The following is a 25,337-nucleotide window of genomic DNA, read 5'->3' on the forward strand; positions in this document are numbered from 1 at the left end:
GATGTCCAACGCAATGCATAGCGCTACCCTGGTGGCGCAGGCGACCACCAGCCCGGCCGCGGCGCCGGCGGCTGCCGCCGCCGCGCCCGCTGCCCAGCAGGCCGCCGCCACGGCCGGTGGCGTCGCCCAGCAGGCTGCCGGCACCGTCCAGCAAGCCACCGATGCGCTGCACACCGCAGCCGCCGCAATGCCCGCGGCGCCCGCGCCTGCGGCCGTCCCCGACATGGGCTTCCTGCACTTCGTCGCCCAGAGCGACTTCGTGGGCAAGAGCCTGTTCATCATCCTGATCCTGATGTCGCTGGTGACCTGGTACCTGATCCTGGTCAAGGTTGCCAGCAACGTCAGCATGCGCAAGCGCTCGGCCGACTTCCTGAACAAGTTCTGGAACGCCAGCTCGCTCGAGCAGGTCGAAAACGAAATCGTGACGCACGGCGCGCGCGATCCGTTCTCGCACCTGGCCAGCCACGCCATGCACGCCCAGGCGCACCACAGCAAGTTCGGCGCCACCAAGCTGGAAGAAGCCGGTTCGAACACCGACTTCGTCACCCGCACGATGCGCAAGGTGATCGACGAAGAAACCGCCAAGCTGGAAAACGGCCTGACGGTGCTGGCCTCGGTGGGGTCGACGGCGCCGTTCGTCGGTCTGTTCGGTACGGTGTGGGGCGTGTACCACGCGCTGGTCGGCATCGGCCTGTCCGATGGCGTCACCATCAACCGCATCGCCGGGCCGGTGGGCGAAGCGCTGATCATGACTGGCCTGGGCCTGGCGGTTGCCATTCCGGCCGTGTTGGCCTACAACACCTTCGTGCGCAACAACCGCGTGTTCCTGTCGCGCCTGGATGCCTTTGCGCACGATCTGTTCGCCTTCCTGACGACCGGCCAGCAAGTGGCCCTGTCCGACGGCAAGGTGCGTGCCCTGCGCCGCCAGAACGGTAACGGCGCCGCGGTTCAACGCGGGAGCGAATAATGGCTTTTGGCAGCTTCGAGGGTAAAGGGTCCGGAAGCCACACGGTTTCCGAGATCAACATGGTGCCCCTGATCGACGTCATGCTGGTGCTGCTGGTGATCTTCATCATCACGGCGCCGCTGCTGGCGCACTCGATCAAGATCAACATGCCCCAGGTGGCTGCCGAGCAGATCGAGGAAGAACCCAAGACCGTGGACCTGGCCATCGATGCCAGCGGCGCGCTGTTCTGGGACGAGAAGCCGGTCAATATCGATGACCTGCCGAACCGCTTCAAGTCGATCGCCGGCACCAAGCCGCAACCGGAAATCCGCATCCGCGCCGACCAGAACACCCGCTACGAGACCCTGGCCAAGGTCATGGCCTCGGCCCGGCGATCGGGCATGACGCGCATCGGCTTCGTCACCACGCCGCCCTCGGGCGGAGCCCCGTCGGCCGGCGCGCCGGCGGGCGCCGCCGCCCCGGCACCGACCGGCAAGTGAACGTTTCCTGGGAAAAGGGGCGCATTGGGCGCCCCTTTTTTTTGGGATCGCGCTAGAATCGCGGCATGCGAGTTCTGGTAATCGAAGACGACACCACCCTGGGCCATGCGCTCCAGGAATTTCTGGCCGACCAGGGGTATGCGGTCGACTGGCTGACCGAGGGCGACCGGGTTCTGGGCGCGCTGGCAGGCCAGCCGTATGACCTGATGCTGCTCGACCTCAACCTGCCTGGCATGAGCGGCCTGGACGTCCTGCGCCAGTTGCGCCAGGACGGCAACCAGGTTCCGGTGCTGATCCTGACGGCCCGCGACGGCATCGAAGACCGCGTCGCCGGGCTGGATGCCGGCGCCGACGACTACGTCACCAAACCCTTTGAACTGCCCGAGCTGGCCGCGCGCGTGCGCGCCTTCGGCCGCCGCAGGGCAGGGCAGGCGCAGCCCCTGATCGAAGTCGGCCCGCTGGTGTTCGACACCGTCGGCCGCGAAGTCCGGGCCAACGGCCAGCGCCTGTCGCTGTCGGTGCGCGAACTGTCCGTCCTGGAAATGCTGATGGCCCGCGTGGGCCGGGTGGTGACCAAGCGGCAGATCGTCAATTCCCTGTCCGCCTGGGACGCCGACTTCAGCGAAAACGCAGTGGAAGTCTACGTTTACCGTCTGCGCAAGCGCCTGGAAGGCACGGGCGCCAGCATCCAGACGGTGCGTGGCTTCGGCTACATGCTGGATGTGGAAACGGCCTGACGGCCCGCCTGGCCGTCCTGCACCGGCCGGTATAGGCCGTTTGCAGCGGCCGGACGCCATTCCCGTCTAAGCGAGGGCTCCGCGTCATGACGCACGAACGCACTCCCCCCTCTCCCCCGGCCTCGCGCCCCTTGCTCCCGTCCCGTTCGCTTGCGCGGCATCTGGTCATCCGGCTGATGCCGCCGATCCTGCTGCTGGTGCTGCTGGACCTGGCCGCGACCTGGGTCATCACCCACAAGATCGACATGTCGTTGTGGATGCTGGAAGACTTCTTCTGGCTGATGGTGGTGGGGCAGGTGGCGCTGATCGGGCTGTTCACCTGGGTGGTGGTGCAGGGCGTGCGGTCCGGCCTGCGTTCGGTCAACCACCTGTCCGAGGAAATCCGGCAGCGCTCCATCGACGACATGCAGCCGCTGGAAGTGGCCGGCGTGCCGGTCGAGATCGAGCCCCTGGTCACCCATACCAACGACCTGCTGCTGCGGCTGGATGCGTCGCTGGCGGCGCAGCGCCGCTTCATCGGCCATGCCGCCCACCAGTTGCGCACGCCGCTGTCGGGCCTGCGGCTGGAATCCGAACTGATGCTGGCACGGCCCTTGCCTGACGACGTGCGGGCCCGCGCCGAGCGTATCAAGGCGGTCAGCGACCGCATGATCCGTCTGGGCCAGCAGTTGCTGGTACTGGCGCGCGCCGACCCCAATGCCCGGCCGCAGGACAGCTTTGTGCGGATCGACCTGTGCGAATGGGTGCGGGCGCACGGCGCCGAGTGGTTTCCGCGGGTGCGCGAGGCTCGCTATGAACTGGATCTGGTGGCGCCCGATGCGCCGATCTGGATCGATGCCGACCCGTTGCTGCTGGCCGAGCTGCTCGGCAACCTGATCGACAATGCGCTGCGCTACGGCAACGCGACCGGCAAGATCACCTTGATCGTCGGCGCCAACCCGCCGTCCTTGACGGTCGAGGACGATGGCCCCGGTATTCCGCCCGAAGAGCGCGACCGCGTGTTCGAGGCGTTCTACCGCTCGCCCACGGTCACGGCCGGCGGGTCGGGCCTGGGGCTGGCGATCGTGCGCGAGATCGCGCATGCGCACGGCGCCTGGTGGAAGCTCACCAGCCGTCCCGACTTTTCCGGAACACGGCTTTCCGTCGTGTTTCCCGGCCCTCGCAAAGGGGCTCAACTCACTCGGCAAGAACCCACATCATGAGCCAAGGCACGGCTGGCGTTCCTTCCTCTCCCCCCGGTCACGCACCTGCCGGCCATGCGCCGTCTTCGCGCGCGGCGCTCGTTCTGGGGGCGCTGGGAGTGGTGTACGGCGACATCGGTACCAGCCCGTTGTACACATTGCGGGCCTGCCTGACCGGGTTGAGCGTGCACACCGACCTGGAGCCGGCCCATTTGCTGGGCGTGCTGTCCATCCTCTTCTGGATGCTGATGCTGGTGGTGTCGTTCAAGTATGTGACGCTGATCCTGCGGGCGGACAACCGCGGCGAAGGCGGCACCCTGGCGCTCCTCGAGCTGGCGGTGCGCAGCCGCGAGGGCAAGCTGCGGTGGGTGCTGATCGTGCTGGGTATTTTCGGCGCGGCGCTGTTCTATGGCGACAGCATGATCACGCCGGCGATTTCGGTGCTGTCGGCGCTGGAGGGGATCAGCATCGTGTCGCACACGCTCGATGCCTGGGTCGTGCCGCTGGCGCTGGTGGTGCTGGTGGCGCTGTTCGCGATCCAGTCGCACGGCACCGGGGCGATGGGCAAGCTGTTCGGGCCGGTGATGCTGTTGTGGTTCGGTACGCTGGCGGCGCTGGGGGGCTGGCAGGTGTGGCAGACGCCGGAGGTGCTGGCGGCCTTGAACCCGATGTGGGGGCTGCGCTTCATTGTCGAGTTCCCGCTGATCAGCTTCGTGCTGCTGGGCGCGGTGGTGCTGGCGCTGACCGGCGCCGAGGCGCTGTACGCGGACATGGGCCACTTCGGCCGTCCGGCGATCCGCAGCGCCTGGTTCAGCATGGTGCTGCCGGCGCTGACGCTTTGCTACTTTGGCCAGGGCGCCTTGCTGCTGCGTGATCCGACGGCGATTCGCAATCCGTTCTTCATGATGGCTCCGGAATGGGGCCTGGCGCCGCTGGTGGCGTTGGCGACGGTGGCGACGATCGTGGCGTCGCAAGCGGTGATTTCCGGCGCGTACTCGGTGACGCGCCAGGCAGTTCAACTGGGCTTCTGGCCGCGCATGCAGATCCTGCACACGTCGGCAGTGGAAAAGGGCCAGATCTACCTGCCGCAGGTCAATGCGCTGCTGCTGTGCGCAGTGCTGGTGCTGGTGCTGCTGTTCCGCAATTCGGACAACCTGGCGGCGGCCTACGGGTTCGCGGTGACGGGGACGATGCTGACGACGTCGGTGCTGGCGTTCGCGGTGCTGCCGCGCGGCACGACGGGGGCCAAGCGGATGCTGTGGTTCGTGGTGCTGGGGCTGTTGCTGCTGTTCGACGTGCTGCTGTTTTCGGCCAATGTGTTCAAGATCCACGAAGGCGGCTGGTTGCCGCTGGTGGTGGCGATCGTGGTGTTCACGCTGATGATGACGTGGCGCCGCGGGCGTCGGCTGCTGTCGGAGATGCAGCAGCGCGACCGCCAGCCGCTCAAGGAATTCATGGAGCAGCTCGAGGAATATCCGCCGTCGCGGGTGCCGGGCACGGCGATTTTCATGACGATGAATTCGGGGAACGTGCCGCCGGCCTTGCTGCACAACCTGAAGCACAACAAGGTGCTGCATGACCACGTGCTGTTCCTGACGATCCTGGTGGCGGACGTACCGTACATTTCGCCGGAAGAGCGCTTTACGGTGCACAAGCTGAGCGCGTCCAGCTGGGCGGCGACGATCAATTACGGATTCAAGGAAGATCCGGACGTGCCGGAGGCGCTGCGCCTGGTGGCGGAGGCTTATCCGGAGCTGGATCTTGAGCCGATGCGGACGTCTTATTTCCTGTCGCGGCAGACGGTGGTGGCGGCTCGCAAGCCGGCTTTGTGGCGGTGGCGGCGGGCGGTGTTTTCTTTCATGGCTCGGAACTCTACGCGTAGTACCAAGTTCTTCAAGATTCCTGCCAATCGGGTGGTTGAGATGGGGATGCAGGTTGAGCTTTAAGGTTTTTTTGTAGCGTCGTGGGTTCTTGAGACGCTTGGCGCGTTGTGCCTGCTTGACGGTTGGCTTGGGATCCGTGTGCTTGGGGGGCCTAAAGTCTTTGGTGGGGCGGTGGGTCGCCAAAGTCGGCCGCGCGGGCGGCCTTTTTTGGCGTTTGGGCGGTGGGGTGTGTGAGGTTGCTGGATTTGCACGGATAAAAAAAGCCCCTTGAGCGATCAAGGGGCTTTTTGTCGGGCGGGAAGAATTACTTCTTCTTGGCCTCGTCCTTCAGTTGGGGCAGCGAGGTGCCGGAGGAGGAGAGCAGGCCGGTCTTCACGTAGGTGAACAGCTTTTCGCGGGTGTCGACGATGTCGAGGTTGCGCATGGTGAGCTGGCCGATGCGGTCGGCGGGGGTGAAGGGGGCGTTCTCGACCTTTTCCATCGACAGGCGCTCGGGGGCGTACGTCAGGTTGGGCGATTCGGTGTTGAGCAGCGAGTAGTCGTTGCCGCGGCGCAGTTCGATGGTGACTTCGCCGGTGATGGCGCGGGCGACCCAGCGTTGGGCGGTTTCGCGCAGCATGATGGCTTGGGGGTCGAACCAGCGGCCTTGGTACAGCAGGCGGCCGAGCTTGCGGCCGCTTTCGCGGTATTGCTCGATGGTGTCTTCGTTGTGGATGCCGGTGACCAGGCGTTCGTAGGCGATGAACAGCAGGGCCAGGCCGGGGGCTTCGTAGATGCCGCGGCTCTTGGCTTCGATGATGCGGTTTTCGATCTGGTCGCTCATGCCCAGGCCGTGGCGGCCGCCGATGCGGTTGGCTTCGAGCAGCAGTTCGACGGGGTCGCTGTATTCGACGCCGTTCAGGGCGACGGGCTGGCCTTCTTCGAAGCGCACGGTGACTTCTTCGGCCTTGACGACGACGTCGTCGCGCCAGAAGGCGACGCCCATGATGGGCTTGACGATGCGGATGCCGGAGTTCAGGTGCTCGAGGTCTTTGGCTTCGTGGGTGGCGCCCAGCAGGTTCGAGTCGGTGGAGTAGGCCTTTTCAGCCGACATCTTGTAGTCGAAGCCGGCTTGGCGCATGTATTCGGACATTTCCGAACGACCGCCGAGTTCGTCGATGAAGCGCTGGTCGAGCCAGGGCTTGTAGATCTTGAGGTCGGGGTTGGTGAGCAGGCCGTAGCGGTAGAAACGCTCGATGTCGTTGCCCTTGAAGGTGCTGCCGTCGCCCCAGATGTTGACGTTGTCTTCCTTCATGGCGGCCACGAGCATGGTGCCGGTGACGGCGCGACCGATGGGCGTGGTGTTGAAGTAGGTGATGCCGGCGGTGGAGATGTGGAAGGCGCCGGCCTGCAGGGCGGCGATGCCTTCGGCCACGAGCTGCGCGCGGCAGTCGATCAGGCGGGCGTTTTCGGCGCCGTAGGCCAGGGCCTTGCGGGGGATCTCGTCGTAGTCGGCTTCGTCGGGCTGGCCGAGGTTGGCGGTGTAGGCGTACGGGATGGCGCCGTTGTTGCGCATCCAGAGCAGCGCGGCGCTGGTGTCGAGGCCGCCGGAGAAGGCGATGCCGACCTTCTGGCCGGTGGGAAGGTTCGGGAGGATAGTGGTCATTGTTTGAGGTAAGACGCCAACGGGGCTTTGACAGCAGACTTTGACAGCAACAGGCCGCCAAACAAGAAATCAGAGGGCTATTTTAACTCTTTTGAACCGGGTGGGCGGGGGGCGCCCGGTGGTGAGGGCGGCGGCGATGCGCGGTGGCCAGCGTCCGGGGGGCCGGGTGGCGTTCTGCGTGGGGGCTCAGGCTTGAGCGCCCGGCGCAGGGGCAAACAGCGCGGCCAGGTTCAATTGGCGGATCAGTTCGCCGGTGGCCGCCGCCAGCCGGGTGGCGGGGCGATGGCGGGCGCTGGCCAGCACCAGGTTGTTGGTGATGGGCGGAGACTCGATGTCGCTGAGCGACAGCGCGTGTTCGGCCGCCGGCCCGCGCGCCGCCGATCGCGGCAGGATGGCGTAGGCGTCGCCCTGCGCGGCCAGTTCCACGATCGTCTGCACGGCGTCCACCTCGGCCGCCACTTGCAAGCGCACGCCCTGTGCGCGGCAGACGCTTTCGACCAGGGTGCGGATGGCGTTGGGCAGGCTGGGCAGCACCAGCGGGTACGCACCCAACCCGGCCACCGCGATGCGGTCGGGCAGGGGCGGCTGGTGGTTGGCGGCGGCCACCAGCACCAGGTTTTCGCGAAACAACGATTCATAGGCCAGTTGTGGTGACGGCGCCGGGTCGTACAGCAGCGCCAGGTCGACCCGGCCGGCCAGCAGCCATTCGCGCATCTGCGCGCTCAGGCCTTCGGCCACGGCGATGGAGGCGTCGGGAAAGCGGCGGCGAAACGCCTGCACCAGGGGCGGGGTCAGCACGCGGGCAATACGCGGCGGCAGGCCGACCACCACTTTGCCGGTGGGCGTTTCGCGCAGGGTCTGCAGGTCTTGCTTGGCACGGTCGGCCAGGGCCAGCAGGGCGCGGGCGTGTTCCAGAAAGCGCAGGCCGGCCTCGGTGGGTTCGGCGCCGCGGCCGTTGCGATACAGCAGGTGCTGGCCCAGTTCCAGTTCCAGCAGCCGCACCTGGCGGCTGAGGGTGGGCTGGGCGACATCCAGCATTTCGGCCGCGCGCGAAAAGCTGCGCCGTTCGGCGACGCGCACGAAGTATTCGATCTGCTTGAGGTCCATGGAGTGGGTGTTGATATTTATATTTTCTATATCTGAAATCAAAGATATAGCATTGTTAGTCGGCCCGCAATCCGGGAGGATGGCGTTTTTCCCGCAGGAACCCGCCGTGCCCGATTGCCGCCCTCCGCTTGCGTCACCTTCCCGTCCCCGCCATGCGTTGCCGGCCGGCTCCTGCGACACGCACTGCCACGTGTTCGGCCCGGCCGACGTGTTTCCCTATGCCGAGGGGCGCTCGTACACGCCGCCCGATGCGCCCTACGCCAGGATGGCGGCGCTGCATGCGCACCTGGGGGTGCAGCGCGCGGTGGTGGTGCAGGCCAACTGCCACGGTAGCGACCATGCCGCCTTGCTGGACGCGCTGGCGCAAAGCCAGGGGCGCTATCGCGGCGTGGCGCTGCTGGGGGCGGATGCCACGGCCGCCAGCGTGCGCCGATTGCACGAGGGCGGGGTGCGCGGGGCGCGTTTCAATTTCGTGCCGCACCTGGGCGGCGCGCCCGATCCGGCCGTGTTCGATCACGTCATCGGCCTGATCGCGCCGCTGGGCTGGCATGTGTGCCTGCATCTGGACGGCGCCATGCTGCCCGAGCTGCTGCCGCGCCTGCGCGCGCTGCCGGTGCCGTTCGTGGTGGATCACATGGGTCGCGTCAAGGCATCCGACGGCGTCGATGCGCCAGCCTTTCGCGCGCTGCTGGACCTGGCCGCCGAGCCCAAGGCCTGGGTCAAGGTGTCGGGTATCGACCGCATCGCCTCGGGCCGTCGGCCGTTTGCCGAAGGCGTTCCTTTCGTGCGGGCCCTGGTGGATGCGCTGCCCGAGCGCACGCTGTGGGGCACCGACTGGCCGCATCCGAACGTGGCGGGCGACATGCCCGACGACGGCGAACTGGCCGACGCTTTTTTCCTGGCCTGCCCGGACGCGCCATCGCGCCAGCAGGTCCTGGTGGACAACCCGGCGCGCCTGTACGGATTTCCGTAGCGCGCTCATCGCCTGACCGCAGGCAACAACAAGACACGACAATCCCGAGGAGACAACCATGTTCAAGAAACTCGTATTCGCAGGCCTCATGGGCCTGGCCAGCCTGAGCCCGGCGCACGCCGATGGCCCGGTGCGCCTGATCATCGCCTTCCCGCCCGGCGGCCCTGTCGACCTGGTGGGCCGGGTGCTGGCCGAACAGCTGGGCAAAGAGCTCAAGCAGCAGGTCATCGTGGAAAACAAGGCGGGCGCCAACGGCAATATCGCCGCCGCCTACGTGGCCAAGGCGCCCGGCGATGGCTCGGTACTGTTCCTGACCAGCGTGGGCGCGGTGGCCATCAGCCCGGCGCTGTACAAGGACCTGCCGTATGACCCGGTGCGCGATTTCGCGCCCGTGTCGCGCGTGGTCAACAACGCCACCGTGTTCGTCGTGAATCCGGCCAACCCGGCCACCGACGCCGCCGATTTCGTCAAGCGCTCGCAGGCCGACAAGCAGTCCGTGGCAGTGGGTTCGTCGGGCATCGGCAGCATTCCGCACCTGACGCTGGAAATGTTCGCCGACGCCAGCCACGCCAACGTGCTGCACGTGCCGTACAAGGGCGCGGCGCCGGTCATCAACGACGTCATGGGCAACCAGGTGTCGGGCTTCTTCGGCGACGTGCCGGGCCTGATCGGTCACATCCAGGGCGGCAAGCTCAAGCCGCTGGGCATTGCCGCGCCCACGCGCCACCCGCTCTTGCCCGATGTGAAGACGCTGGCCGAGCAGGGCATCACCGGAGTCGAGTCCAACAACTGGTACGGCATCGTAGCGCCCGCCACCACGCCGGCCGCCACGGTGGACAAGCTGAACCAGGCTTTGCGCGCCACGCTGGACAACGCCGCCGTGCGCGCCAAGCTGGAGAAGTTCGGTGCCCAGGCCGCGCCCAGCACGCCGCAGGAACTGGCCGCGCTGATCGCCGCCGACCGCGAGAAGTGGACCGCGCTGATCCAGCGCAAGAACATTCGCCCGGAGTAAGCCATGGATGCCTGCCGAGTCACACCGGTGGCGCCGGGCACGCGCCCGGCCCTGGCCGACATCGAATCGCGTATCGCGGCCGCGCGCGGCCGCATCTCGCCCCTGTACCAGGTGCTGCTGAACAGCCCCGCCGTGGTGCAGGGCTGGGAAGCGATGCTGACCGCCATCCGCCTGAACACGTCGCTGTCGCCGCGAGTGCGCGAGCTGATCATCCTGCGCGTGGCGACCCTGAACAACGCGCCCTATGAGTTCGATGCCCATGTGCCGCATGCGCTGGCGGCGGGCATGCCGGTTGCTGTGGTGGAACAGTTGCGCACCGGCCCGGCGGCAGCGGCGGTGACGGGGCTGGAAGCGGGCGAAGCCGACGTGCTGGCCCTGACCGACGCGATGACGCGCGACATCGAAGTGCCGGACGCGCTGTTCGCGCCGCTGCGCGCGCGGTACAACGACCAGGAACTGGTCGAACTGACCGCGACGGTCGCGGCCTACAACATGGTGTCGCGCTTCCTGGTGGCGTTGCGCGTCGGACACTGAAAGGAGCAGGGCATGGACAAGACGGTATTGCTGGTGTCGTTGGGCGAGCGTTTCGACGCCGCGCGCGCGGCCGATATGGCCGCGCGGTTGACGGATGGCCTGGCCGGGCTGCGGGTGCGGGCATTCGCGGCGCTCGAAGAAGACGACACCTATGTATACGTGGACGGCGACACGCGCGGCCTGCCGGAAGTGCAGGCGCGCCTGGCCGAGCTGTTTCCGGGCGCCCAGGCGCGGGTGCTGCACCTGACGCTGGATCTGGCCGGCGCGTCGGCGGGGGCGGATGCGCCCTGGCACTACATCGTCGAAACCGACGTGCTGCCCGAGGCGCAAGCCGACCTGAACGCCTGGTACGACCAGGAACACCTGCCGGGCCTGGCGTCGGTGCCGGGCACGGTGCGCGCCCAGCGCTACGAATGCCGTGACCAGGGGCCGCGCTATCTCGCCTGCTACGACCTGCAGACCCGCGAAACCTTCGGCAGCCCGCCCTGGCTGGCAGTCCGCGCGACCGACTGGAGCAGCCGGGTGCGGCCATCGTTTCGCAACACGCGCCGCACCATGTTCCAGAAGATTCTCTAAGCAAGAAGAACGGGGAGACAACGATGAAGAAGCAGTGGGCTGGTTGGGTTCTGTGGGGCGCCGCCCTGGGTGCCACGGGCATGTCGGCGCAGGCCGCGCCGGCGGCGGCTGACGCGGCCGCGGACGCCGTGCAGCGTGTCACCGTGCTGCCCGGCAACGGCGCCAGCATCGAAGTGCTGGTGCAAGGCCAGGGGCCGGCGTTGGTATTGCTGCCGTCACGCGGGCGCGGCGCCGAGGACTTCGATGACCTGGCGGCGCGCCTGGCGCGGGCCGGCTACCGCGTGCTGCGACCCGAGCCGCGCGGCATCGGCGCCAGCACCGGACCGATGACCGGCATTACGCTGCATGACCTGGGCAACGACATGGCCGCGGTGATCCGCAACGTGGCCAGGCAGCCTGTCGTGATGGTCGGTCATGCGTTCGGCAACTGGGTCGCGCGCACCACCGGCGTGGACCATCCCGAACTGGTGCGCGGCGTGGTCATCGTGGCGGCGGCGGCCAAGCAGTATCCGGCAGGCCTGAGTGAACACGTGGACCGCAGCGCCGACCTGTCGCTGCCGGATGCCGAGCGCCTGAAATCCATCCAGTACGCCTTTTTCGCGCCGGGCCACGACGCCCGCGTGTGGCTGAACGGCTGGTACCCCCAGGTCAGTGAAAGCCAGCGGCTGGCGGGCAAGGCCACGCGCCAGTCCGACTGGTGGTCGGGCGGCAAGAAGCCGCTGTTGGACCTGCAGGCGGGCGCTGACCTGTTCAAGCCCGAGTCGACCCGCAACGAGATCCGCGACGAGTTCGGCGAACGCGTGTCGGTCGTAGTGATTCCCGGCGCCGGACACGCGCTGGTGCCCGAGGAACCGCAAGCGGTGGCGGATGCGATCGTGCGCTGGGAAAAGGGCCTGACGCCTTGAGGGGTTGACCCCGGCATCGGTCATGGCCTGGCCACGACGAAAAAAAAGCAGCCCTCAAGGCTGTTTTTTTTGTCCGCGCATCGCTTACTTGATCTGGCCGAGCAGCAGGAATTCCATCAGCGCCTTCTGCACGTGCAGGCGGTTTTCGGCTTCGTCCCAGACCACGCTTTGCGGGCCGTCGATGACTTCGCCGGTGACTTCCTCGCCGCGGTGGGCGGGCAAGCAGTGCATGAACACGGCTTGGGGGTCGGCGGCGGCCATCATTTCGGCGTCGACGCACCAGTCGGCGAAGGCGGCGCGTCGCTCTTCGTTTTCGGCTTCATAACCCATGCTGGTCCAGACGTCGGTCGTGACCAGGTGTGCGCCCTGGCAGGCCTGCATCGGGTCCTTGAACTGGCGCAGCACCTTGTCGGACGGGTTGCCGATGCGGGCGGCTTCGAGTTCGTAGCCGGCCGGCGTGGACACGTGCAGCGTGAAGCCCAGCATTTCGGCTGCGTGCAGCCAGGTGTAGGCCATGTTGTTGGCATCGCCCACCCAGGCGACCGTCTTGCCAGCGATGGGGCCGCGGTGCTCGATGTAGGTGAAGATGTCGGCCAGGATCTGGCAGGGGTGGAATTCGTTGGTCAGGCCGTTGATGACCGGCACGCGCGAATGCGACGCGAAGCGCTCGATGCGGGTCTGCTCGAACGTGCGGATCATGACGATGTCGACCATGCGCGAAATGACGCGCGCGGTGTCTTCGATGGGCTCTGAGCGGCCCAGTTGGGAATCGTTGGAGGTCAGGTTGATGACCGACCCGCCCATCTGGTACATGCCGGCCTCGAACGACACGCGGGTACGCGTGCTGGCCTTTTCGAACACCATGGCCAGCGTGCGGTCGTGCAGCGGCATGTGGGGTTCGTAGCGTTTGAATTTTTCCTTGATCAGGCGCGCGCGGTCCAGCACGTAGGCGATCTCGGCGGACGAGAAGTCCTTGAACTGCAGAAAGTGCCGCAAGGGGCCGTTTTGAGTCGTGGGAGGAGTCATGATGATGTCGCTAGTCTGGGGGCCCGGTCGGGCTCGTGGCCCGGGCGGGAGGTTGATTATGGATGTTCGGCCAGAAACTGTCGAATCAGGGGGACCAGGATCTGTACGATCTGGTCGGCTTCCTGGCGGGACAGGATCAGCGGCGGCAACAGGCGCACCACGCGCTCGCGGGTGACATTGATGAGCAGGCCGGCTTCCAGGGCGCGGGCGGCCAGCACGCCGCAGGGGCGGGCCAGCTCGATGCCCAGCATCAGGCCGCGGCCGCGCACCTCAGTCACGCCCGCCGTGCCGGCCAGTTCGGCGGCGAGCCGGTCTTTCAGGTGGCTGCCGACCTGGTGGGCGTTTTCCAGCAGATTGTCGGATGCCAGGGCGTCCAGCACCGCCAGCCCGGCCGCACAGGCCAGCGGGCCGCCGCCGAAGGTGGTGCCGTGGCTGCCGGGCGTGAACACGCCCGCCGCGGGGCCGGCGGCCAGCATCGCGCCGATGGGCACGCCGCCGGCCAGGCCCTTGGCCAGGGTCATGACGTCGGGCACGATGTCCGCCCACTGGTGGGCGAACCACTTGCCGGTGCGGCCGATGCCGGACTGGACTTCGTCGATCATCAGCAGCCAGCCGCGCTCGGTGCACAGCCGCCGCACTTCCTGCAGGAAGGCGATGTCGGACGGGCGGATGCCGCCTTCGCCCTGCAAAACCTCGAGCAGCACGGCCGCAACCCGGGGCTCGGCGTCTCCGGCGGCGCGGATGGCGTCGGCGTTGTTGTAGGGCACCTGGATGAAGCCCGAGGGCAGGGGCTCGAAGCCTTTGCGCGCCTTTTCGCTGCCGGTGGCCGCCAGGGTGGCCAGGGTGCGCCCGTGCCAGGACGAATCCATGGTGATGATGTGCGCATGGCGGTTGCCGCGCTGGTAGGCGTAATAGCGCGCCAGCTTGATGGCGGCCTCGTTGGCTTCGGAGCCGCTGTTGTTGAAGGCCACTTCGCGCATGCCGGACAGCGCGGTCAGGCGGGCAGCCAGTTCGGCCTGCTGGGGCACTTCGTAGATATTCGAGGTATGGATGACGCGGGCGGCCTGCTCGCTGATGGCGGCCACCAGGCGGGGATGGGCATGGCCCAGGCAGGAAACGCCGATGCCGGCGAGCGCGTCGAGGTACTTGCGGCCCTGGGCGTCCCAGAGCCAGACGCCCTGGCCGTGGGTGAACGATACGGGCAGCCGGGCGTAGATATTGGCCAGAGGCGAGGTCATCGGGGGTCTCCTCCTGGGCTTTTTCCCTGGGCGAATCGCCCCAAAGGATCAATCATATACAATTCGCGGCGCGGGGCGCATGTTTGATCACGCCGAAGATCCGGCTCAGTGAAGGGCGTCCCGTAGTGAAGAATCCATGGCAACTCGCGTCAGACAATTCGTAATTCATGGCGTTACCGAAAGCGGTAGCCGCTTTCGCCCCAGCGATTGGGCGGAACGGCTCGCCGGCGTAATGGCACAGTTCCGGCCCGCCGGCTGTGCCGGTAACCACCTCACCTACTCGCCCTACGTGCTGCCCGTCGTCATCGACGGCGTGCGCGGCATCGTGGTCGACCAGCGCCTGCGCGACCTCGAGCCGCTGGCGTACAAGTTCGTGGTGGATTTCGCCCGCGATAACAACCTCAAGACGGAAGAGCGCGAAATCTAGCGCCTGAAAACCCAAAAGCGCCCCGACCGGGCGCTTTTCTCATTCAGGCGCGTCCCGTACGCCCCCCTGGCAAGCCAGGGGCGGGTGATCGCCTACGTGCCGTATCGGTCCAGGATCTTGCGGATATCGCGCACGCCGGCGCCGTCCGGGCTGAGCAGCGCGCGGGCGGTGACGGATTCCAGGTGGTGTTCCAGCAGATGCAGCACATGCTTTTCGTCGCGGGCCCGCAGGCTGGCGACGATTTCGCGATGCTCGCTGACCGCGCATTCGCTCGAATGCGGCCGGCCGTAAAGCGCCAGGATCAACGAGCAGCGCGACACGATTTCATTGACGTAGCGGGCATAGACCGCGTTTCCCGAGAGCTCGGCCATCAGGATGTGGAATTCGCCGGACAGGCGGATCGATTCGTTGACGCTGTTGCGCGAACGCGCGGCCTCTTCCTGGGCCACGTGCTGTTCCAGGCGCGCCAGCCCGGCATCGGTGACGTGCAGCACCAGCCGGCGGGCGACGTCGCGCTCCAGGCAGCGGCGGGCTTCGAAGATGTCGTGCGCTTCTTCCAGGCTGGGGCGGGCCACCGCCGCGCCGCGATTGGGGCGCAGGTCGACCAGGCCTTCGCTGAACAGGCGGGTCAGGACGCCGCGGACGATGGTGCGGCTGACACCGAAGCGTTCGCCAATGACGTCTTCGGGCAGCTTGTCGCCGGGCAGCAGCGCCTGTTCGATGATCGCCTGCCGCAAGTTTTTGTATACGATTTCCGTGCGGTTCACGTCTTTCCGGGCCGTGTCGGCTGCCGGCGGCAGGGGGGACGTCATCGTGGTGGGTTCTCCGTGGGGTGCGTGTTCCGGAGGATGATAACGAGCGGCAAAGCCGCGCCGGCACGCACTTTCTAAGTGTGAAACAGCATACTACATCGGGCGGTAAGGGTTAGCGATAGCTTGAAGCATCAGACCAATGGCGTACATTGTCGTCATAAATCGTATACAAACATTTATACAAAATCAGCGAATTGTCAGGCTGAACGTATGGAGGTTTGTATACAAAACGACCAGAGGTTTGATTCATGTCCGCAGCACCCGTCGCCGAGCTTTCCGCCCGCCTTGCCATCCCGCCTTGCCGCCTGTTGGTGGTCAATGGCAATACCACTGACGACCTCACGATCCGCCTGGCCGAACAGGCGCGCGCCTTTTTCGGGGACGCGGCGCACATCCACGCCGTGACGGCGCCGTTCGGCCCGGCCTATATCGCCAGCCGCGCCCAGGCCGCCGTGGCCGCGCACGCCGTGCTGGAAACGGTCGAGCGCGAAGCGGCCCTGGCCGAGGCCGCCGGCACGCCCTTCGACGCCTGCCTGCTGGCCTGTTTCGGCGAGCCTGGGATCGGCGCGGTGCGCGAACGCCTGCGCGTGCCCGTGGCCGGCATGGCCGAAGCCGCCATCATGACGGCGATGCAGCGCGGCGACCGCTACGCCATCGTCACCGTGGGCCGCCTGTGGCCCGGCATGCTGCGCGAGCAGATCCGACAACTGGGCGTGGAATCCCGCTGCGCCGGCGTGCTGGCCTTGCCGGGCAATGCGCTGGATTACGTCACCCGTTCGCCCGACACCATTGCCGCCGTCGGCCAGGCGCTGGACGACGCCGTGGCCCTGGGGGCCGACGTGGTCATCGTGGCCGGCGCCGCGCTGGCCGGCTTTCTGCCCAGCCTGCCGCGCCTGCCTTCCGTTCCCGTCATCGATTCCTACCGCGCCGCCCTGGCGCAGGTGATGGCGCTGGCCACGCTGGACCGCGCCCAGCGCCAGGCCACGGGCGGCTAAGGCCGCCCCTGCCGCAACCCATCCGCAAGCCTAGAAGTCCCCATACCCAAATACGCAAGGGAGAATTTCCGCCATGAAGACGCTGCTGAAGTGGACCGCCGGGGCCGTGATCGCGCTATCGGCCATCACGGGCGCATCCGCCGCCAACACCTTGAAGTGGGGCGCCGCCCGCGACCTGGATTCCCTGGATCCATATTCCTACGGCAGCACGTTCAACCTGGCCTTCCTGAACCACGTCTACGAGGCGCTGATCCGCTACGACGACAAGTTCAACGTCACGCCCGCGCTGGCCGAGTCCTGGGAATCGTCGTCGCCCACCGTGCTGCGCTTTCACCTGCGCCGCGGCGTGACGTTCCATAACGGCGCGCCGTTCTCGGCCGACGACGTCGTGGCCTCGATGACCCGGGTGTCCGACGACGCCTCGCCGCTCAAGGGCAACCTGCCGGCGTTCAAGGCCGTACGCAAGGTCGACGACTACACGGTCGACATCGAAATGACGCATCCTTACCCGCTGATGCTCAATGACCTGACCAATATCTTCATCTTCAACCGCCAATGGCTGGTCGACAACAACAGCCTGAAACCCACCGACGCGGCCAAGAAGATCGAAGGCTACGCGACCCACAACGCCAATGGCACCGGCCCGTTCAAGGTCGAGTCGTACCGGCCCGACACCCGCACCGTGCTGGTGGTGAACCCGGCCTGGTGGGACAAACCGCGCCACAATCTGGACCGCATCGAGTTCACGCCGATCGCCTCGGCGCCCACCCGGGTCGCGGCGTTGCTGTCGGGCGACATCAACTTCACTGAAAACGCCCCGCTGCAGGACCTGGACCGCCTGCGCGCCGCGCCCAACGTCAAGGTGCTGGCCGCGACCGAGCTGCGCACCCTCTATTTCGGCTTGAACCTGGGCGACAAGCTGGTGGGGTCCAACATTACCGACAAGAACCCGCTGAAAGACCTGCGGGTGCGCCAGGCGCTGTACATGGCGCTGTCGCCCGACCTGCTGCAAAAGCGGGTGATGCGCGGCCTGTCGCGCACCACCGGCGCGCTGGTGGCGCCGTCGATCCCGGGTTACGAGGCCAAACAGGAAGCGCGCCTGCCGTTCGATGCCGTCCGCGCCAAGCAGCTGTTGGCCGAGGCCGGCTACCCCGACGGTTTCTCGCTGTCGCTGCTGTGCTCGAACGATATGTTCGTCAACGAAGAAGAGCTGTGCCAGGCCGCCGCCTCGATGTGGGCGCGGATCGGCGTGAAGGCCTCGCTGGCCAGCGGGCCGCGGTCGCTGCAGAACCCCAAGCGCTCGCGCGGCGAGTTCGACATCACCATCCACGGCTGGGCCAACGAACCGCAGATCGACGCGCTGTCGATCCTGTTGCAGGTGATGCACAGCCGCAGCGGCCCGGCCGGTGTCTTCAACTGGGGGCAGTGGGGCGACGCGGCGCTGGATGCGCGCATTGACGCCGCGGCCGCCGAAATGGACCGGCCCAAGCGAGTGCAGATGATGGCCGACATTCTGCAGACCCTGCACGACGACGTGCGCTTCCTGCCGCTGCACCAGCAGCCCATGGCCTGGGCCGTGGGCGCCAATGTGGGCGACGTGCTGCAGATGCCCGACAACAAGGCGCGCCTGTGGACGGTGCACATGAAGTGATGGCGGGCTGGCCGCTCTGGCGGCCAGCCTTGCGAGAGCGGATCAGGGGGCGTCAATGCCGGCGTTCGTAACCAGGGCTGACAGGGGGCGCACATGCTGGCGTTCATAGTGAGGCGGGTCGTCAACGCAGTCGGCGTGATGCTGGCGGTGGCGTTGATGGCGTTCGTGATTTTCCGTTTCGTCGGCGATCCCGTCGACATGATGCTCAACGAGCAGGCCTCGCAGACGCAGCGCGACGAGCTGCGCGAGCGCCTGGGGCTCAATGCCTCGGTGGGCATGCAGTTCGTGCACTTCGTGGCCAACGCCGCGCACGGCGAGTTCGGCATTTCCTACCGCAACCAGCAGGATGTGTTCGCGCTGGTGGCCGAGCGTTTTCCGGCCACCTTCGAACTGGTCATGATGGCAACCCTGCTGTCGCTGCTGGTGGGGGTGCCGCTGGGCGTGCTGACGGCCATCTACCGCAAGTCGCGGGTCGCGCAGGCGCTGCAGTTCGTGTCCATCCTGGGTATTTCGCTGCCCAGTTTCGTGGTGGGCATCATGCTGATCCTGGTGTTTTCGGTGCAGCTGGGCTGGCTGCCGGGCTTTGGCCGCGGCGAGACGGTGCGGATCGGCGGCTGGACCACGGGTCTCTTGACGCCGTCGGGCCGCGCCGCGCTGGTGCTGCCGTCCATCACGCTGGCGCTGTTCCAGATCACGCTCATCATGCGGCTGGTGCGGGCCGAAATGCTGGAAACGCTGCGCACCGAATTCATCAAGTTCGCCCGCGCCCGCGGCCTGCCGAACCGGGTGGTGCATTTCCGGCTGGCGCTGCGCAACTGCCTGATGCCGGTCATTACCGTGACCGGCATGCAGATCGGCAACCTGATCGCGTTCGCGCTTATCACCGAGACCGTGTTCCAGTGGCCTGGCATGGGCTTGCTGTTCATCCAATCGGTCATGTTCGTGGATATTCCCGTCATGGCCGCCTACCTGGTGATCGTGTCCTTCATCTTCGTGGCGCTGAACACGCTGGTGGACATGATGTACGGCGTGGTCGATCCGCGCCTGCGCAGCCAGCACGTCAAAGGAGGCGCCAATGCTCACTAAACCGTTTTCCGGCCAGGGCCGGGGCAGGCTGGCGCGGATGCGCCAAAGCGACCTGTGGTGGAGCCTGCGGCAGGACTACGTGGCGATGGGCGCGGGCATCGTGCTGCTGGCGGTTGTGCTGCTGGCCGTGTTTGCCCCGCTGATCGCGCCGCAGAACCCCTACGACCTGGCACAGCTTGATTTGCTGAACGCCGAACTGCCGCCGCGCTGGGTGGCCGGGGGCGAGGCCCAGTTTCTTTTGGGCACCGACACCCAGGGGCGCGATGTCTGGTCCGCCATTCTGTACGGCTCGCGCATGTCGCTGGTGATCGGGCTGGCCACCGTGGTGCTGTCGCTGGCGATCGGCCTGCTGGTGGGCCTGGCGGCCGGGTATTTCGGCGGCTGGGTCGACAACGCGTTGATGCGGCTGGGCGACACGCTGCTCAGCATCCCCACCATTCTCGTCGCCATCCTGGTCACCGCGGTGTTCCGGCAGTTGCTGCCGCCCGGCATGCGCGAAACCCTGTCGTCGGTGATTCTCATCCTGGCGATCTCGATGACCAACTGGGTGCAGTACGCCCGCACCGTACGCGCCTCGGCGCTGGTCGAGCGCGGCAAGGAATACGTGCAGGCGGCCCGGCTGATCCGCGTCAGTTCGCTGCGCATCATGCTGACGCACATCCTGCCCAACACGCTGACGCCGGTGATGGTGACGGCCACCCTGAACCTGGGCCTGGCGATCCTGATCGAGGCGACCCTGAGCTTTCTGGGCGTGGGCATGCCGCCGACCGAGCCGTCGCTGGGCACCCTGATCCGGCTGGGCAACCAGTTCCTGTTTTCGGGTCAATGGTGGGTGGTGGTGTTTCCCGCGCTGTACCTGAGCCTGATCGTGCTGGTCGTGAACCTGCTGGGCGACTGGCTGCGCGATGCCCTGAATCCCCGCCTGCGCTGAGCGCGGCACCGTACGGAGACCAATGTAGAACCATGGACAACGCAACTCTCTATACCCACGTCCGCCCGGCGGGCGGCGAGATCGCCTCGGTGCTGGTGCGCGACGGGCGCTTCGCGGCCGTCGACGGTCCGGTGCCCGACAGCGTGCCGCGGGTATATGGCGGCGGCGCCATCATGCTGCCGGGCCTGATCGACGCGCATGCCCACCTGGACAAGACAATGTACGGCATGCCTTGGTACCGCAACGAGGTGGGCCCGCGCCTGATCGACAAAATCGAGAACGAGCGCCTGGAAAAGCGCCGCCTTGGCATCGACCCCTACCGTCAATCGGCACGCCAGCTGGTGATGTCGGTGGCCGACGGCACCAGCCACATCCGCAGCCACGTCGACGTGGATACCGACATCGGCGTGGCCGCCATCGAAGGCGTGATGCGGGCCCGCGACCAGTACCGCGACCAGATCGACGTGCAGATCGTGGCCTTTCCGCAAAGCGGCCTGCTGATCCGTCCGGGCACGCTGGAACTGATGGACCAGGCCCTGCGCATGGGGGCAGACGTGGTGGGCGGGCTGGACCCGGCCGGCATGGACCGCGACCCGAAGGGCCACCTGGACGCCATCTTCGCCCTGGCCGACAAGCACGGCAAGCCCATCGACATCCACCTGCACGAAGCCGGCGAGCTGGGCGCGTTCTCGATGCAGATGACCATCGACCGGGTGCTGGCGCTGGGCATGCAGGGCAAGGTGACGCTGTCGCATTCGTTCTGCCTGGGCATGCCCGATGCGCAGGCCGTGCAAGGGCTGGTCGACGGCCTGCTGGAAGCCGGCGTGCACATCATGACCACGGGGTCGGCCTCGCGGCCGGTGCCGAACGTGGCGCGGCTGCATGCGGCGGGCGTGGTGGTCTGTACCGGCAACGACGGCATGCGCGACACCTGGGGCCCCTACGGCAAGCCCGACATGCTGGAACGCACCATGCTGGTGGGCCTGCGCAACAATTTCCGGCGCGACGACGAACTGGCGCTGGCCCTGCACGTGGCCACGTACGGCAACGCCCGCGTCATGGACCTGGCCGACTACGGCCTGGCGCCGGGTTGCCACGCCGACTTCGTGCTGGTCGACGCCGAAACGGTGGCCGAAGCCATCGTGTCGCGCCCGGTGCGCAAGCTGGTGGTCAAGCGCGGCCAGGTGGTGGCGCGCGACGGCCGCGCCCTGGTGGAGGCGCCCTGATGGCCGCCCGCGACGACGCCACGCTGCTGACAGCCCGTTGGGTCGTGGGCCACGAGAACGGCCGCCACTGCCTGTACGAGAACGGCGAAGTCGTGTTCCAGGGTGACCGCATCGTCTATGTGGGCCACCGCTACCCCGGCGTGGCCGCGCGCCGCTTCGATTACGGCCGCGCGCTGATCGGGCCGGGCTTCGTCGACCTGGACGCCCTGTCGGACCTGGACACCACCATCCTGGGGTTCGACAATTCGCCGGCCTGGCGCCGCGGCCGCATCTGGCCCGAGACCTACATGAAGCGGGGGCCGTACGAGATGTACACCCCCGACGAACTGGCATTCCAGAAACGCTACGCCTTTGCCCAGCTGATCCGCAACGGCATCACGACCGCGTTGCCGATCGCGTCGCTGTTCTACCGGGTATGGGGCGAGACCCGCGACGAATTCCTGTCGGCGGCGCAAGCGGCCGGCGACCTGGGGCTGCGGGTCTACCTGGGGCCGGCCTACCGCAGCGGCCATACCTATGTGGACGGGCAGGGCGCCATCCGCTGCCATTACGACGAGGCGCGCGGCATGGCCGGGTTGGCGCAGGCCGTGGCGTTCTGCGACGAGGTCGAAGGCCTGCACGGCGGCCGGGTGCGCGCCATGCTGTCGCCCGACCGCATCGAAACCTGTACGCCCGACCTGTTGCGCGCTTCGGCGACGGCCGCGCGCGAGCGCGATATCCCGATCCGCCTGCACTGCTGCCAGTCGCGACTGGAATACGACCTGGTGCTGCAACAGCACGGCATGAGTCCGCCCGAATGGCTGCAAAGCCTGGGCTTCCTGTCCGCGCGGGCGCTGCTGCCGCATGGCACCTATGTGTCCGGCTCGCGCCATATCGACCGGCCAGGGCGCGACCTGGACATCCTGCGCGACGCGGGCGCCAGCATCGTGCATTGCCCGCTGGTGTCGGCGCGCCACGGCGCCACGCTGGAATCGTTTGCCCGCTACCGCAAGCAAGGCATCAACATCGGCATGGGCACCGATACCTGGCCGCCGGACATGGTGCTGAACATGCAGGTGGGCATGATGCTGTGCCGGGTCATTGACCAGTCCACCGAGGCGGTCCGCTCGGAAGACTATTACGACGCCGCCACGGTGGGCGGCGCCGATGCGCTGGGCCGGCCCGACCTGGGCCGCCTGGCGCCGGGCGCCAAGGCCGACATCGTGGTGTTCGATTTTTCCCACGACCGCAACGGCCAGTTGATCGACCCGATCCAGACGCTGATGGTGGGCGGCAGCGGCCGCGATGTGTCGCAGGTGGTCATCGACGGTCGCTTCGTGATGGTCGACGGGCGCATCCCCGGCTTTGACGCCGCCCAGGCGCAAGCGCAGGCTCAGGCACAGTTCGACGGCCTGGTGGCGCGCTATCCCGACCGCACCTGGGGCCATCCGGCGGTCGACGAGATCTTTTCATCCAGCTACCCGCGGCCCCCAAGGAGCCCGTCATGACGACCGTTTCCAGTCCCGCCGCCCCGACGCTGTCGGTGCGCGGCCTGTCGGTGGAGTTTCCCACGCGCCATGGCACGCTGGTGGCCACGCGCGACATCTCGTTCGATATTGCTCCGGGCGAAATCCTGGGCATGGTGGGCGAATCCGGCGCAGGCAAGTCGCTGACCGGCATGGCGGTGATCGGCCTGCTGGAGCCGCCGGGGCGCCTGGGCGGCGGCGAAATCCACCTGGCCGGCCGGCGCATCGACAATCTGCCGCCCAAGGCTCGCCAGCAACTGCGCGGCAAGGAAATCGGCGCGATCTTCCAGGACCCGCTGACCAGCCTGCATCCGCTGTTCACGGTGGGCGACCAACTGATCGAAACCATCCGCCATCACGACAGGGGGGCGCCCGCGGCAGCCCGCCAGCGGGCGCTGGAACTGCTGGTGGCGGTGGGCATTCCGGCCGCCGATCGCCGCATCGACCATTATCCGCACCAGTTTTCCGGCGGCATGCGCCAGCGGGTGGTGATTGCCCTGGCGCTGGCGGCCCGGCCGCGGCTGATCATCGCCGACGAGCCGACGACGGCGCTGGACGTGTCGGTGCAGGCGCAGATCACGGCGCTGTTGCGCCGCCTGTGCCGCGAGCAGGGCACGTCGGTGCTGCTGGTGACGCACGACATGGGCGTGATCGCGGAAACGGCGGACCGGGTGGCGGTGATGTATGCGGGCCGCATCGTCGAGATCGGGCCGGTGCTCGAGGTGCTGCGACGTCCGGGCCATCCGTACACCCAGGGCCTGATGAATGCGATTCCGGGCCTGCGCCACCGCGCGGCCCGCCTGAACCAGATCGATGGCGCGATGCCGCGGCTGCACGCGATGCCGGACGGCTGCGCGTTCCACCCGCGCTGCGCCCTGGCCGGGCCGCGCTGCGGCCATGCCCGTCCTGCGCTGGCGGCGTCGCCGTCAGGCGCCACGGTCAGCGCCTGCTGGCTGCACCAAGGAGGCGTCGCCCATGCCGCATGACCAGGATTTCCTGTTGCGGGCCGACGACCTGGCCTGCTGGTTCGATGTGTCGCCGCCCTGGCTGGAACGCACGCTGTCGCGCCAACCCGAACAAACGCTGAAGGCGGTGGACGGCGTGTCGCTGGCGGTGCCACGCGGCAGCACGCTGAGCATCGTGGGCGAGTCGGGCTGCGGCAAGTCGACGCTGGCCAAGCTGCTGGTGGGGCTGGTGGCGCCGACCCGCGGCACGCTGCGCTACGGCCGCAACCGCAAGGGCGGCACGCTGCATCCACAGATGATTTTCCAGGACCCCTACGCCAGCCTGAATCCGCGCTGGCGCGTGGGCAACATCGTGGCGGAACCGATCATCACGCTGGGCCTGCGGGCCAGCCCGGCCGACACGCGCCGCCGCGTGGACGAGTTGCTGGAACTGGTCGGCCTGTCGGCCAGCGACGCCAGCCGTTTTCCGCACGAGTTTTCGGGCGGCCAACGCCAACGCATTTCGATTGCGCGGGCGCTGGCAACGGAAGCGGAATTCCTGGTGTGCGACGAGCCGACATCGGCACTGGACGTGTCGGTGCAGGCGCAGATCCTGAACCTGATGGGCGACCTGCAAAAAGAGTTCGGCCTGACGTACGTGTTCATCAGCCACAACCTGTCGGTGGTGCGCCACGTGTCGGATCGGGTAGCGGTGATGTACCTGGGGAGAATCGTGGAGCAGGCGGCGGCCGACGAACTATTCGAGTCGCCCAGGCATCCGTATACGAGGATGCTGCTGGATACGATTCCGGATCTGGATGATCCGAGACGGGATCGGGAGCCGATGGGAGGCGAGGTGCCGAATCCGATCATGCCGCCGGCGGGGTGCACGTTTCATACTCGATGCGGGATGGTGCAGGAGCGGTGCCGGAGTGTGGTGCCTGAGGTGGCTTTGGTTGGGGGGAGGGAGGTGCGGTGTCATTTGGTTGCTGGGGCGGGGTTTTCTTCGTAGGTCGCCCCGCACGCCGCCGCCACGAGGGGCTACGCGCGTCTCGGGTCGTCGCGCTGTTAGACCTGTGGTCAGGGCATGAGATCTACAGGGTCGCCAAGCCGCGGCCGCGCGGGCGGCCACGTTTGGCATTTGTGTTGTTGATTGCGGTGCGGGGGCGCTTCGCGCTGATGCGGACTGGTTTTCTAGTGGGTCCGCAGTCAAGGGGGAGGGGCGGTGATGGGCGGCGCGTGGTGGCGCTGGCTTGCGCATGCTGGCCGTCTCGCGCGCCGCCCATCAGGCGCTGGAGGTTTTGTTGGATTCCCGCGCATCCGCGCCGTTAGATGACGGGGGCGACAGGTTCCTGGTGACGTGGCTTAGTGGGACTGTCAGTATTTTTGTGTTTAAGGCAGTAAATGCCTGACCGAGGTTTGGTCAGGCCTATCGATGCTATCTCAGCGATACGGGTCAGTGAAGCGTTCGGCATAGATGATGGCGAACTGGTTCAT

Annotated in this window: 24 protein-coding genes; 19 read left to right on the top strand and 5 right to left on the bottom strand. The window is 67.2% G+C overall.

From position 1 onward, the window contains the following. The first annotated feature begins 1 nt into the window (after position 1). The 5 genes from AC6LJ2_RS21875 (at position 2) to AC6LJ2_RS21895 (ending at position 5,310) form a co-directional block, all read left to right on the top strand. Positions 2-967, top strand: coding sequence for a MotA/TolQ/ExbB proton channel family protein (locus AC6LJ2_RS21875; RefSeq protein WP_263914970.1), 966 nt, complete (start codon positions 2-4; stop codon positions 965-967). Next, the gene (locus AC6LJ2_RS21880) at positions 967-1,446 is read left to right on the top strand and encodes an ExbD/TolR family protein (RefSeq protein WP_263914971.1); all 480 of its coding nucleotides are present in this window, start codon (positions 967-969) and stop codon (positions 1,444-1,446) included. Before AC6LJ2_RS21875 ends, AC6LJ2_RS21880 begins: the two co-directional genes overlap by 1 nt. 65 nt (positions 1,447-1,511) lie before the next feature. Beyond that, complete coding sequence (locus AC6LJ2_RS21885; protein ID WP_006218435.1) at positions 1,512-2,183, top strand: response regulator transcription factor; 672 nt, start codon at positions 1,512-1,514, stop codon at positions 2,181-2,183. An 86-nt stretch (positions 2,184-2,269) separates the two neighbouring features. Beyond that, positions 2,270-3,385: a sensor histidine kinase gene (locus AC6LJ2_RS21890; protein ID WP_263914972.1), complete on the top strand. Its 1,116-nt coding sequence runs from the start codon at positions 2,270-2,272 to the stop codon at positions 3,383-3,385. Further along, entirely contained in the window at positions 3,382-5,310 is a 1,929-nt protein-coding gene (locus AC6LJ2_RS21895; protein ID WP_263914973.1) for a potassium transporter Kup, read from the top strand. The genes AC6LJ2_RS21890 and AC6LJ2_RS21895 overlap by 4 nt, the downstream gene beginning before the upstream one ends. Positions 5,311-5,551: 241 nt before the next feature. On the opposite strand, the gene argG is transcribed toward AC6LJ2_RS21895, so the two are convergent. Beyond that, on the bottom strand, positions 5,552-6,892 hold the full coding sequence (gene argG, locus AC6LJ2_RS21900) for an argininosuccinate synthase (RefSeq protein ID WP_175194718.1): 1,341 nt from the start codon (positions 6,890-6,892) through the stop codon (positions 5,552-5,554). 186 nt (positions 6,893-7,078) lie between these two features. Then, positions 7,079-7,999, bottom strand: a complete 921-nt coding sequence (locus tag AC6LJ2_RS21905) for a LysR substrate-binding domain-containing protein (protein WP_263914974.1) — start codon at positions 7,997-7,999, stop codon at positions 7,079-7,081. A gap of 106 nt (positions 8,000-8,105) precedes the next feature. Between AC6LJ2_RS21905 and AC6LJ2_RS21910 the strand changes: the two genes are divergently transcribed. From AC6LJ2_RS21910 to AC6LJ2_RS21930, 5 genes are read left to right on the top strand one after another with little or no spacing between them, the layout of a single operon-like run. Beyond that, positions 8,106-8,972, top strand: coding sequence for an amidohydrolase family protein (locus AC6LJ2_RS21910; RefSeq protein ID WP_263914975.1), 867 nt, complete (start codon positions 8,106-8,108; stop codon positions 8,970-8,972). A 58-nt stretch (positions 8,973-9,030) separates the two neighbouring features. Further along, positions 9,031-9,984, top strand: coding sequence for a Bug family tripartite tricarboxylate transporter substrate binding protein (locus AC6LJ2_RS21915; RefSeq protein WP_175219106.1), 954 nt, complete (start codon positions 9,031-9,033; stop codon positions 9,982-9,984). Positions 9,985-9,987: 3 nt separating this feature from the next. Continuing rightward, the gene (locus AC6LJ2_RS21920) at positions 9,988-10,518 is read left to right on the top strand and encodes a carboxymuconolactone decarboxylase family protein (protein WP_445658555.1); all 531 of its coding nucleotides are present in this window, start codon (positions 9,988-9,990) and stop codon (positions 10,516-10,518) included. 12 nt (positions 10,519-10,530) lie between these two features. Continuing rightward, on the top strand, positions 10,531-11,094 hold the full coding sequence (locus AC6LJ2_RS21925) for a hypothetical protein (protein WP_445658556.1): 564 nt from the start codon (positions 10,531-10,533) through the stop codon (positions 11,092-11,094). A gap of 23 nt (positions 11,095-11,117) precedes the next feature. After that, the gene (locus AC6LJ2_RS21930) at positions 11,118-11,999 is read left to right on the top strand and encodes an alpha/beta fold hydrolase (RefSeq protein WP_263914978.1); all 882 of its coding nucleotides are present in this window, start codon (positions 11,118-11,120) and stop codon (positions 11,997-11,999) included. 84 nt (positions 12,000-12,083) lie between these two features. Here the strand turns inward: AC6LJ2_RS21930 and argF are convergent, their stop codons facing one another. Further along, positions 12,084-13,025: an ornithine carbamoyltransferase gene (argF, locus tag AC6LJ2_RS21935; protein WP_263914979.1), complete on the bottom strand. Its 942-nt coding sequence runs from the start codon at positions 13,023-13,025 to the stop codon at positions 12,084-12,086. 56 nt (positions 13,026-13,081) lie between these two features. Continuing rightward, complete coding sequence (locus AC6LJ2_RS21940; protein WP_498152173.1) at positions 13,082-14,263, bottom strand: aspartate aminotransferase family protein; 1,182 nt, start codon at positions 14,261-14,263, stop codon at positions 13,082-13,084. Positions 14,264-14,399: 136 nt separating this feature from the next. Here AC6LJ2_RS21940 and AC6LJ2_RS21945 point away from each other — a divergent pair, with 136 nt between their 5' ends. Then, complete coding sequence (locus AC6LJ2_RS21945; RefSeq protein ID WP_129246681.1) at positions 14,400-14,690, top strand: DUF3579 domain-containing protein; 291 nt, start codon at positions 14,400-14,402, stop codon at positions 14,688-14,690. A 92-nt stretch (positions 14,691-14,782) separates the two neighbouring features. Here the strand turns inward: AC6LJ2_RS21945 and AC6LJ2_RS21950 are convergent, their stop codons facing one another. Next, a complete protein-coding gene (locus tag AC6LJ2_RS21950) occupies positions 14,783-15,502 on the bottom strand; it encodes a GntR family transcriptional regulator (RefSeq protein ID WP_263914981.1) in 720 nt (239 codons plus the stop codon). Positions 15,503-15,750: 248 nt separating this feature from the next. Between AC6LJ2_RS21950 and AC6LJ2_RS21955 the strand changes: the two genes are divergently transcribed. The 8 genes from AC6LJ2_RS21955 to AC6LJ2_RS21990 all read left to right on the top strand — a co-directional run bounded on the left by AC6LJ2_RS21955 (position 15,751) and on the right by AC6LJ2_RS21990 (position 24,852). Next, entirely contained in the window at positions 15,751-16,497 is a 747-nt protein-coding gene (locus AC6LJ2_RS21955) for an aspartate/glutamate racemase family protein (RefSeq protein WP_498152174.1), read from the top strand. A gap of 73 nt (positions 16,498-16,570) precedes the next feature. Beyond that, positions 16,571-18,148, top strand: coding sequence for an ABC transporter substrate-binding protein (locus AC6LJ2_RS21960; protein ID WP_498152175.1), 1,578 nt, complete (start codon positions 16,571-16,573; stop codon positions 18,146-18,148). A gap of 93 nt (positions 18,149-18,241) precedes the next feature. Beyond that, a complete protein-coding gene (locus AC6LJ2_RS21965) occupies positions 18,242-19,234 on the top strand; it encodes an ABC transporter permease (RefSeq protein WP_263914984.1) in 993 nt (330 codons plus the stop codon). Continuing rightward, positions 19,224-20,165 carry an ABC transporter permease gene (locus AC6LJ2_RS21970; RefSeq protein ID WP_263914985.1) on the top strand — a complete coding sequence of 314 codons (942 nt, stop codon included), beginning with the start codon at positions 19,224-19,226 and terminating at the stop codon, positions 20,163-20,165. Before AC6LJ2_RS21965 ends, AC6LJ2_RS21970 begins: the two co-directional genes overlap by 11 nt. A 32-nt stretch (positions 20,166-20,197) precedes the next feature. Continuing rightward, positions 20,198-21,391, top strand: a complete 1,194-nt coding sequence (locus AC6LJ2_RS21975) for an amidohydrolase family protein (RefSeq protein WP_263914986.1) — start codon at positions 20,198-20,200, stop codon at positions 21,389-21,391. Further along, a complete protein-coding gene (locus AC6LJ2_RS21980; protein WP_498152176.1) occupies positions 21,391-22,878 on the top strand; it encodes an amidohydrolase family protein in 1,488 nt (495 codons plus the stop codon). Before AC6LJ2_RS21975 ends, AC6LJ2_RS21980 begins: the two co-directional genes overlap by 1 nt. Further along, positions 22,875-23,882 carry an ABC transporter ATP-binding protein gene (locus AC6LJ2_RS21985; protein WP_498152177.1) on the top strand — a complete coding sequence of 336 codons (1,008 nt, stop codon included), beginning with the start codon at positions 22,875-22,877 and terminating at the stop codon, positions 23,880-23,882. The genes AC6LJ2_RS21980 and AC6LJ2_RS21985 overlap by 4 nt, the downstream gene beginning before the upstream one ends. Further along, positions 23,872-24,852 (top strand): ABC transporter ATP-binding protein, encoded by a 981-nt coding sequence (locus tag AC6LJ2_RS21990; protein ID WP_498152178.1) that lies wholly within the window; start codon positions 23,872-23,874, stop codon positions 24,850-24,852. Before AC6LJ2_RS21985 ends, AC6LJ2_RS21990 begins: the two co-directional genes overlap by 11 nt. The last annotated feature ends 485 nt before the right edge of the window (positions 24,853-25,337 follow it).

This window comes from Achromobacter sp. 1014246743 (assembly GCF_059760725.1).

Excerpts from the sequence above, each read along its gene's own strand:
- AC6LJ2_RS21950 (WP_263914981.1), bottom strand. The coding sequence starts at position 15,502 with ATGACGTCCCCCCTGCCGCCGGCAGCCGACACGGCCCGGAAAGACGTG.
- AC6LJ2_RS21965 (WP_263914984.1), top strand. The coding sequence starts at position 18,242 with ATGCTGGCGTTCATAGTGAGGCGGGTCGTCAACGCAGTCGGCGTGATG.
- AC6LJ2_RS21920 (WP_445658555.1), top strand. The coding sequence starts at position 9,988 with ATGGATGCCTGCCGAGTCACACCGGTGGCGCCGGGCACGCGCCCGGCC.
- AC6LJ2_RS21930 (WP_263914978.1), top strand. The coding sequence starts at position 11,118 with ATGAAGAAGCAGTGGGCTGGTTGGGTTCTGTGGGGCGCCGCCCTGGGT.
- AC6LJ2_RS21990 (WP_498152178.1), top strand. The coding sequence starts at position 23,872 with ATGCCGCATGACCAGGATTTCCTGTTGCGGGCCGACGACCTGGCCTGC.
- AC6LJ2_RS21880 (WP_263914971.1), top strand. The coding sequence starts at position 967 with ATGGCTTTTGGCAGCTTCGAGGGTAAAGGGTCCGGAAGCCACACGGTT.
- AC6LJ2_RS21890 (WP_263914972.1), top strand. The coding sequence starts at position 2,270 with ATGACGCACGAACGCACTCCCCCCTCTCCCCCGGCCTCGCGCCCCTTG.
- AC6LJ2_RS21895 (WP_263914973.1), top strand. The coding sequence starts at position 3,382 with ATGAGCCAAGGCACGGCTGGCGTTCCTTCCTCTCCCCCCGGTCACGCA.
- argF (WP_263914979.1), bottom strand. The coding sequence starts at position 13,025 with ATGACTCCTCCCACGACTCAAAACGGCCCCTTGCGGCACTTTCTGCAG.
- AC6LJ2_RS21955 (WP_498152174.1), top strand. The coding sequence starts at position 15,751 with ATGTCCGCAGCACCCGTCGCCGAGCTTTCCGCCCGCCTTGCCATCCCG.
- AC6LJ2_RS21980 (WP_498152176.1), top strand. The coding sequence starts at position 21,391 with ATGGCCGCCCGCGACGACGCCACGCTGCTGACAGCCCGTTGGGTCGTG.
- AC6LJ2_RS21985 (WP_498152177.1), top strand. The coding sequence starts at position 22,875 with ATGACGACCGTTTCCAGTCCCGCCGCCCCGACGCTGTCGGTGCGCGGC.
- AC6LJ2_RS21940 (WP_498152173.1), bottom strand. The coding sequence starts at position 14,263 with ATGACCTCGCCTCTGGCCAATATCTACGCCCGGCTGCCCGTATCGTTC.
- AC6LJ2_RS21970 (WP_263914985.1), top strand. The coding sequence starts at position 19,224 with ATGCTCACTAAACCGTTTTCCGGCCAGGGCCGGGGCAGGCTGGCGCGG.
- AC6LJ2_RS21960 (WP_498152175.1), top strand. The coding sequence starts at position 16,571 with ATGAAGACGCTGCTGAAGTGGACCGCCGGGGCCGTGATCGCGCTATCG.
- AC6LJ2_RS21975 (WP_263914986.1), top strand. The coding sequence starts at position 20,198 with ATGGACAACGCAACTCTCTATACCCACGTCCGCCCGGCGGGCGGCGAG.
- argG (WP_175194718.1), bottom strand. The coding sequence starts at position 6,892 with ATGACCACTATCCTCCCGAACCTTCCCACCGGCCAGAAGGTCGGCATC.
- AC6LJ2_RS21885 (WP_006218435.1), top strand. The coding sequence starts at position 1,512 with ATGCGAGTTCTGGTAATCGAAGACGACACCACCCTGGGCCATGCGCTC.
- AC6LJ2_RS21925 (WP_445658556.1), top strand. The coding sequence starts at position 10,531 with ATGGACAAGACGGTATTGCTGGTGTCGTTGGGCGAGCGTTTCGACGCC.
- AC6LJ2_RS21915 (WP_175219106.1), top strand. The coding sequence starts at position 9,031 with ATGTTCAAGAAACTCGTATTCGCAGGCCTCATGGGCCTGGCCAGCCTG.
- AC6LJ2_RS21905 (WP_263914974.1), bottom strand. The coding sequence starts at position 7,999 with ATGGACCTCAAGCAGATCGAATACTTCGTGCGCGTCGCCGAACGGCGC.
- AC6LJ2_RS21945 (WP_129246681.1), top strand. The coding sequence starts at position 14,400 with ATGGCAACTCGCGTCAGACAATTCGTAATTCATGGCGTTACCGAAAGC.
- AC6LJ2_RS21875 (WP_263914970.1), top strand. The coding sequence starts at position 2 with ATGTCCAACGCAATGCATAGCGCTACCCTGGTGGCGCAGGCGACCACC.